5 protein-coding genes are annotated in these 6,412 nt (G+C 68.4%); 1 reads left to right on the top strand and 4 read right to left on the bottom strand.

Features of this window, described 5'->3' with window-relative positions:
- Positions 1–101: 101 nt before the first annotated feature.
- Both P3W85_RS21880 and P3W85_RS21875 read right to left on the bottom strand, forming a co-directional pair.
- Complete coding sequence (locus tag P3W85_RS21880; RefSeq protein ID WP_276266324.1) at positions 102–809, bottom strand: RNA polymerase sigma factor; 708 nt, start codon at positions 807–809, stop codon at positions 102–104.
- 18 nt (positions 810–827) lie between these two features.
- A complete protein-coding gene (locus P3W85_RS21875; protein ID WP_276266323.1) occupies positions 828–2,465 on the bottom strand; it encodes a vWA domain-containing protein in 1,638 nt (545 codons plus the stop codon).
- Between the two features lie 247 nt (positions 2,466–2,712).
- Here P3W85_RS21875 and ggt point away from each other — a divergent pair, with 247 nt between their 5' ends.
- Complete coding sequence (ggt, locus tag P3W85_RS21870) at positions 2,713–4,566, top strand: gamma-glutamyltransferase (RefSeq protein ID WP_276266322.1); 1,854 nt, start codon at positions 2,713–2,715, stop codon at positions 4,564–4,566.
- A 127-nt stretch (positions 4,567–4,693) separates the two neighbouring features.
- On the opposite strand, the gene P3W85_RS21865 is transcribed toward ggt, so the two are convergent.
- Positions 4,694–5,770, bottom strand: coding sequence for a phosphotransferase (locus P3W85_RS21865; RefSeq protein WP_276266321.1), 1,077 nt, complete (start codon positions 5,768–5,770; stop codon positions 4,694–4,696).
- A gap of 66 nt (positions 5,771–5,836) precedes the next feature.
- A partial coding sequence (locus P3W85_RS21860) for a histidine phosphatase family protein (RefSeq protein ID WP_276266320.1) occupies positions 5,837–6,412 on the bottom strand: 576 nt, incomplete at its 5' end.

Below are 6,412 nucleotides of genomic sequence, written 5' to 3'. Positions count from 1 at the left end.
CATCACCAGGGCCTCCAGCGAGGGGGGCGGCACCATGGGGGGCAGCGCTCGCAGCAGTGCCGCGAGCCGGTCCTCGCCAGCGATAAAGCGCTCGTCCGCGCTCATGGCAGCCGCTCCCGCGAGGCCGCCGTTGCCAGGCTGTCGCGCAGCCGCGCGAAAGCATAGCGTAGCCGGCTCTTGATGGTCTCGAACTTTTTGCCCAGCGTGAGGGCGATGTCCTCCACGCTCATCTCGCTGAAGAAACGCAGCACGATCACCTCGCGCTGCGCTGGCGGGAGCGCCAGCAGGGCTTGCCGCACGCCTTGCAGATTCTGCCGCAGCTGCGCCTCGGCCTCGGGGCTGAGGTCGTCGGACGGCAGGGCGAGATGGGTCTCTTCAAGCGTGTCGCGCTGGCGCTGGTAGGCGCCGCGCAACTGGTCCAGCCAGGTGTTGCGCGCGATCTGGAACAGGAAGGTGCGCAGGGCCGCGCTGGGCTGATAGTCGCCGCAGCGGGTCATCAGCTTGACCCAGGTCTTCTGGGCCACATCCTCAGCCTCGCCGGCATCGCCCTGGCATAGCCAGGCGACGTAGTTGTACAGCGCGGCATTGTGGCGGCGAAACAGCTCCGCCACCGGCTGCTCGATCAGGCCATTGGCGACCAGCAGCATCAGGTCTGTATCGGGCAGCGCGGCCAGTCCGGCGGGACGGCTTGCGGCCGGGTCGGCGGACGAGGCGCCGGGCACGAAGGCATTCATGCGCGGCAGTATATGACAGCGCCGGCCGATGCCGTGCGCACCGGCATGCCGGTGCGCGCTGGCGCGTGCTGACATCCCGGCATCCGGCTCTCTTCAGTGCGCGGGTTCCCTGGCGGCGCCGTCGCCTTGCGCCAGCGGCGCGCGCGTGGACAGGGCCTGGGCCAGGTCGACCAGCTTGATGAATTCGCCGCGATAGCCGTAGCGGTCGGTGCCGCGCGCACCCAGCGCCAGGGCCCGCGCGTCGGCGTAGCCCCAGGTGCCGACATGGGTGCCGCCGCGCAGCACCTGGCTGAAGCCGGCCACCGCCGTGGCAAAGCGGAAGGCGTCGTCGGTCTGCGCCAGCGGCCGCACCGCGGCAGCCCGCACCGGCAGATCGAGCAACTCGCTGGCCTGGGCCTGCGGCAGCTTGTAGCGCAGCCTGATGTGCGCCAGCTCGCCGCCGGCGCCGCGCTTGCCTTGCGGCCTGCCGGCGCTAGCCGGCTGGTAGCGCAAGGGGTCGAGCAGGCCGGGCTGGTCCGCCAGCGTCAGCTCATAGAGCGCGGTCACGGTATGGCCGGCGCCGATGTCGCCGGCATCGACCTGGTCGTTGTTGAAGTCCTCGCGCCGCAGCGCCCGGTTCTCGTAGCCGATCAGGCGATATTCCTTGACCGTGGCGGGATTGAATTCCACCTGGATCTTGACGTCGCGCGCAACCGTGGCCAGCGTGGAGCTGAGCTCTTCCACCAGCACCTTGTTGCCCTCCATCAGGTTGTCGATATACGAGTAGGCGCCGTCGCCGGCGTCGGCGAGCTGTTCCATCAGATGGTCGTTGTAGTTGCCGGTGCCGAAGCCCAGCGTGGAGAGCGAAACGCCCGATTTGCGCTTCTCCGCGACCATCGCCTTGAGCTGGCGGAAGTCGGTGATGCCGAGGTTGAAGTCGCCATCGGTCGCCAGCAGCACGCGGTTGATGCCGCCGGCGATAAAGCTTTGCTGCGCGGCCTGGTAGGCCAGCGCGATGCCGCTTGCGCCGGCGGTGGAGCCGCCCGCCACCAGCGAATCGATGGCCGCGGTGACGGCGGCCTTGTCGCTGCCGGGGGTGGGCGGCAGGACCACCCGCGTGCCGCTGGCGTAGGTCACCAGGGTGATGCGGTCCTGCGGCCGCAGGGCATTGGTCAGCAGCTTGAGCGACGACTTCAGCAGCGGCAGCTTGTCGGCCGAATACATCGAGCCCGACACATCGACCAGGAACACCAGGTTGGCCGGCGGCAGGCTGTCGCGGGCCGCGTCGGCCGCCTTGATGCCGATGCGCAGCAGCACGTTGTGCGCATGCCACGGCGCCGGCGCGGCGTCGGCGTGCACGGCGAAGGGACGGCCATCGCGCGGCTGCGCATAGTCGTAGGGGAAATAGTTGACCAGTTCCTCCACCCGCACCGCATCGGCGGGCGGCAAGCGGCCGGCGTTGAGCAGGCGGCGCACATTGCTGTAGCTGCCGGTGTCCACGTCGATGCTGAAGGTGGAAACGGGAGCCTGCGCTACCTGCTGCACGCCGTTTTCGTCGATGGCGGCATAGCGTTCGCGCTCCGGTGCGCCCGCGGCAGCGGGTTGCGGGTAGGGCGCGGGCGATGGCATCAGCGCGGCGTACGGGCGCCTGGCCGGCGTGCCGCCGGCGTATTCGGCCGGCGAGGTTGCGGATTGGAGGCCGCAGGCGGCCAGTGCCAAGGCCATGGCCATGACTCCCAAGCGCTGAAACATTTTTCTTCTCCTGAAAGGCCGCGCCGGCGGTGCCGGCGGCAGGGCGCTGTCAGTGAAACGAGGCAGGGCGCCGCACGGGGTTAAGCGCGCACAGATTTGTGCGATGGACAGCGGCTGTGCCGGACCGGCGTGGCGACGCATGTTTGCACCGTACGGTCCATCCGTGTTGCCCCCAGGGGGCGGCGAGGGTGGCACGGGTGCGGGTGCGGGGCCTAGAATCGACGCTTTCTTCGAGGAGGTCGAACGCATGGCAATCCAGGCATATTCACCGGCGCTATGGCGCGGACCGTTGGCTGCCGCGGCGGCGCTTGCGCTGCTTGGCGCGTGTGCCACCCAAACCGGCGTACCGGCGGCGCCGGCAGCGTCCGTGCTGCCGGCCGCGCCGGAAGTGGCGTCCGGCTACCGGCAAGGTCTCGCCACCGCATACGCCGACCAGCACATGGCCGCGGCGGCGAATCCCCTGGCCACCGAAGCCGGGCGCACCATACTGCGCGCCGGCGGCTCGGCCATCGACGCGGCCATCGCCATGCAGGCCGTGCTGACGCTGGTGGAACCACAGGCCACCGGCATCGGCGGCGGCGCCTTCATCGTGTACTGGGACGGCAGGCGCGTGCAGACCTACGATGGCCGGGAAACCGCGCCCGCCGGGGCCGATGAGAAGCTCTTCCTGCGGCCCGACGGCAAGCCCATGAGCTTCAGCGAGGGGCAGATCGGCGGGCGTTCGGTGGGGGTCCCGGGCGTGTTGCGCGCGCTGGAGCTGGCCCATCGCCAGCATGGCAAGCTGCCCTGGGCCAGGCTGTTCGAGCCGGCCATCGCGCTGGCCGAGCAGGGCTTCCCGATCTCGCCGCGCCTCTACACGCAGGTCGCCGCGGACAAGTTCCTGTCGGCATCCCCCGAGATGGCCGCCTATTTCCTCACCCCGGACGGCAAGGCCAAGCCGGTCGGCACGCTGCTGAAGAATCCGGCGCTGGCGCAGACGCTCCGCGACATCGCCCGCCACGGCCCGGACGCGCTCTATACCGGCCCTATCGCCGGCGACATCGTCAGGCAGGTCAACGGCAGCGCCAATGCCGGCTCGCTCTCGCTGGCCGATCTCAAAGGCTACCGCGCCAGGGAGCGCGAGCCCATCTGCAGCGACTACAAGCGCTGGAAGATCTGCGGCATGCCACCGCCGTCCTCGGGAGGCATCGCGATCGCGCAAATGCTCGGCACCCTGCAGGCGCTCGAGGCGAAAGACCCGAAATATGCGCTGGCCGCAATGACGCCCAGGCCGGCGGCCACGCCGGCAGGCGCCGAACCCCGCGTCGAAGCCGTGCACGCGCTTGCCGAAGCCGGGCGGCTGGCCTATGCCGATCGTGGTCTCTACCTGGCGGACCCCGACTTCGTGCCTGTCAATGTCGCGGGTCTGCTGAACCGCGATTACCTGGCCCAGCGCGCCAGCCTGATCGGCGAGCAAAGCATGGACAAGGCCGATGCCGGCGTGCCCCCTGGCGCCAGTCTCGCGCTGGCACCGGACCGTTCGCCGCCGCGCATTTCCACTTCGCAGATCGTTGCCGTCGACGACGCCGGCGGTGCCCTCTCGATGACCACCACCGTCGAGAGCTATTTCGGTTCGCACCTGATGGTGCGCGGCTTCATGCTCAACAACCAGCTCACCGACTTCTCGTTCGTGCCAAGCGAAAACGGCAAGCCGGTCGCCAACCGCGTGCAGGCCGGCAAGCGCCCGCGTTCATCGATGGCGCCGACGCTGGTGTTCGACCGCGAGACCGGCAAGCTGGTCGCGACGGTGGGCTCGCCGGGCGGCTCGCAGATCATCGAGTACGTGTCCAAGACCCTGGTCGGGCTGCTGGACTGGAAGATGGATGTGCAGGCCGCCATCAACCTGCCCAACTTCGGCAGCCGCAACGGGCCGACGGAACTGGAGGCCGGATTGGCCAGCCCGGCGCTGGTGCAGGGCTTGAAGGACCGTGGGCATGAGGTCGCGCAGATCGAGATGACCAGCGGTACACAGGCCATCATGCGCCGCCAGCGCCCCGACGGCAAGTGGGCCTGGGCTGGCGGCGCCGACCCGCGCAGGGAAGGGGTTGCGCTGGGAGACTAGTCCAAGCCGGCCGGATGCGCCAAAACCATCGGCAATGACGATGGTTGTCCTGGTGGGTTTTTTGCAGGGACCCGATCTGGGCCCTGCAGCCCCCAGTCAGGCCCCGGCACGCTCGGCAGCAAGCGCCTTACTGCTTTGCCTTCTTGGCGTATTCCCAGCCCATCTCCGCCATCGGCCGCGCCCGTTTCCCCGCATCCAGCGCCTGCGCCGACGAAGCCGTGCCATCGACCACCCGCTTCATGATCCCCTGCAGGATCCCCGCGATCCGGAACATGCTGAAGGCCAGGTAGAAATTCCAGTCGCCGGTGATCGGCCGGCCCGTGCGTTGCTCATACGTCCGGCGGTAAGCCGCCTCGTCGGGAATGCCAAGTCCCGCGTGGTCTAGCCCGGCTATGCCGCGGAACTGCCCCGGGGCGATATGCCAGCTCATGCAGTGGTAGCCGAAATCGGCCATCGGATGTCCCAGCGTGGACAGTTCCCAGTCGAGCACCGCCAGCACGCGCGGCTCGGTGGGGTGGAACATCAGGTTGTCGAGCCGGTAGTCGCCATGCACGATGGCGGTGAGGTCGGCGTCTTCCTGGGGGATGTGCTCGGGCAACCAGGCCATCAGCGAATCCATGGCGGGGATGCTCTCGGTTTCGGACAGCTTGTATTGCTTGCTCCAGCGTTCGATCTGGCGCGAGAAGTAGTTGCCCGGCTTGCCGTAGTCGCCCAGGCCGATGGCCTGGTAGTCAACGCTGTGCAGCGCGGCGATGACGCGGTTCATCTCGTCGTAGATGGCGCCGCGCTCGGCGGGCGTCATGCCGGGCAGGGACTGGTCCCACAGCACGCGGCCGGCGACGAACTCCATGATGTAGAAGGCGCGCCCGATCACGGCTTCGTCTTCGCACAGCGCATACATTTTCGCGACCGGCACGTCGGTGCCCGCCAGCGCGGCCATGACGCGGTACTCGCGTTCGATGGCGTGGGCCGAGGGCAGCAGCCTGGACTTCGGGCCGGGCTTGGCGCGCATGACATAGGTCCGGGCTGGCGTGATCAGCTTGAAGGTGGGGTTGGACTGGCCGCCCTTGAACTGCTCGATGGCGAGCGGTCCGGCGAAGCCTGCCACATGCTCGCGCATCCAGGCCTCCAGCGCGGCCATGTCGAAGCGTTGCTGCTCGGCCACCTCGCGGGTGCCTTCGAAGTTCGAAACGTTGGTGCTCATGCTGTCTCCGTTTTTTTGGGTATGTTCCGGTAATGACGAGATTCGAATTTCCATGTCTGCACGGGGCTAGCGCACCGGGCCCCGCTGGTCGCGAAAGCGCAGGTACTGGTGCAGCAGCACCTCCATGGTGGTGTGGCGCGTGCCGCTGTGCACGGGCGTGGGCGGCGAGTAATTGATCATGCGCACCACCCAGTCGAGCGGATCGTCGCCTACGTCCAGCACGTTGATGCAGCCGGCCGTCTGCATCAGGCTGCCGTAGAACACGCGGCGCCCGCAGGTGATGGCATGGGACAGGATGGCGCGGTTGGTGCCACCATGCAATACCAGCAGGACAGTGTCCCAGTCCGGATCGTCGCGCAGGCGGCGCAGGGCGGGCAGCACGCGGTCGAGGAATTCGCCCACGCTTTCGCCGTCGAGGAAGCGCTTGTGTTCGGGGACTTCACCTTCGAAGGCGCCGATAAAGGCGTCGCGCAGCTTGTCGTCGCTGATGCCGGCCAGTTTGCCGCCGCGGATCTCCTGCAGCTCGTGCCAGGTTTCCAGCGCGGCGTTGGCCATATCGGGCAATTCCGCCAGCACGCGCTCGGCGGTCTCCACGGTGCGCGGCAGTCCGCTGACGATGATGCGGTCGAAGCGGATGTGTTC

The organism is Cupriavidus basilensis, from assembly GCF_029335485.1.
Classification (GTDB): Bacteria; Pseudomonadota; Gammaproteobacteria; order Burkholderiales; family Burkholderiaceae; genus Cupriavidus; species Cupriavidus basilensis_E.
This window is presented reverse-complemented; position numbering and strand designations above follow the sequence as displayed.

Coding starts and splice junctions, on each gene's coding strand:
- P3W85_RS21880 (WP_276266324.1), bottom strand. CDS start 809: ATGTCAGCACGCGCCAGCGCGCACCGGCATGCCGGTGCGCACGGCATC.
- P3W85_RS21875 (WP_276266323.1), bottom strand. CDS start 2,465: ATGTTTCAGCGCTTGGGAGTCATGGCCATGGCCTTGGCACTGGCCGCC.
- ggt (WP_276266322.1), top strand. CDS start 2,713: ATGGCAATCCAGGCATATTCACCGGCGCTATGGCGCGGACCGTTGGCT.
- P3W85_RS21865 (WP_276266321.1), bottom strand. CDS start 5,770: ATGAGCACCAACGTTTCGAACTTCGAAGGCACCCGCGAGGTGGCCGAG.